The sequence below is a fragment of the Nocardiopsis lucentensis DSM 44048 genome (assembly GCF_000341125.1).
GTDB lineage: Bacteria > Actinomycetota > Actinomycetes > Streptosporangiales > Streptosporangiaceae > Nocardiopsis > Nocardiopsis lucentensis.
The window spans coordinates 1-1,511 of sequence record NZ_ANBC01000949.1; the positions used below are offsets into that span (position 1 = coordinate 1).

Here is a 1,511-nt window from a genome sequence, read left to right on the forward strand (position 1 = left end):
TGGTCGCGCTCGATCACCCGCAGCCGCCACTTGTTGTGCACCAGCACCAGCAGCTCCCCGTCACCGCGCCGCCGCAGCACCTCCGCCCCGGACAGCGCGTGCAGCCCCGGCGCGGACTCGGCGTCGGTACGCCGCGCCACCGAGTACTCCAGCGGCGAGGTCTCGATCGGGGACCGGAACTCCTGCTCCATGCGGTGCTTGACCACGTCGAACTGCAGCGGACCCACCGCCGCCAGCACCGGGGCCTGCTCCCCGCGCACGTCCGAGGTGAGCACCTGCACCACACCCTCGGCGTCCAGCTGGGCGATCCCGCGCTGGAACTGCTTGTACTTGCCCGCGTCCTGCGCTCGCGCCACCACGAAGTGCTCCGGGGCGAAGCTCGGAATCGCCGGGTAGTTGACCTTGGGGCCGTCGTAGAGGGTGTCGCCCACGGCCAGCGCCTGGGCGTTGACCAGTGCGATCACGTCGCCCGGGTAGGCGGCATCGATCGTGGACCGGTCCGAGCCGAACACCGCCTGGGTGTACTTGGTCGCGAACGGACGCCCCGTCGCCGCGTGGGTGAGCACCATCCCGCGCTCGAACCGCCCCGAGGAGATGCGCACGAACGCCATCCGGTCCCGGTGGTTCTTGTCCATGTTGGCCTGCATCTTGAAGACCTGGCCAGAGAACGGAGCCGACACCTCGCGCGGGCGCTCCCGGTCGTCGGCCTTGGCCGCCGGAGCGGGCGCCAGGCCCACGACCGCCTCCAGCAGCTGGCCCACACCGAAGTTGGGCAGCGCCGCGCCGAACAGCACCGGAGAGGACTCCCCCGCCAGGAAGGACTCCTCGTCGTAGTCGGCGCCCAGGGCCTGGAGGAGTTCGATCTCCTCCTGGGCCTGTTCCCACTCGGCGCCCTCGAGCCGGGCCGCCTCGCCCGCCTCCAGGATCTCCTCGATCGCCTTCTGGGCGCCGCCGGGGGTACGGGTCATCTTGGTGTAGGCGCCGCTGGCGCGGTCGATCAGGCCGCGGAAGTCACCGGCGATGCCCACCGGCCAGTTCAGCGGGGTCGGTCGCAACCCGATGCGTTGTTCGATCTCGTCCAGCAGCTCCAGCGGCTCGCGGCCCGGCCGGTCCCACTTGTTGACGAACGTGATGACCGGCATCTTCCGCGCCCGGCACACGTCGAAGAGCTTGAGCGTCTGCGGCTCCAGGCCCTTGGCCGAGTCCAGCAGCATGATCGCGCAGTCCACCGCCGAGAGCACCCGGTAGGTGTCCTCGGAGAAGTCCGCGTGACCGGGGGTGTCCAGCAGGTTCAGCACCCGGTCGGAGTAGTCGATGCGCAGCGCGGCCGAGGTGATCGAGATCCCCCGGTCCTGCTCCATCTGCATCCAGTCCGAGGTCACCCCCCTGCGGTCGCCCTTGCCGTGGACCGCGCCCGCCGAGGAGATCGCGGCCGCGTGCAGGGCCAGCGCCTCGGTCAGCGTCGACTTACCGGCGTCGGGGTGCGAGATCACCGCGAACGTCCGCCGACG

General features: G+C 70.8%; 1 protein-coding gene. It reads right to left on the reverse strand.

Features of this window, described 5'->3' with window-relative positions:
* Positions 1–1,511 (reverse strand): peptide chain release factor 3 (locus D471_RS0132200; RefSeq protein WP_017602420.1); only part of this gene is annotated, 1,511 nt, incomplete at both ends.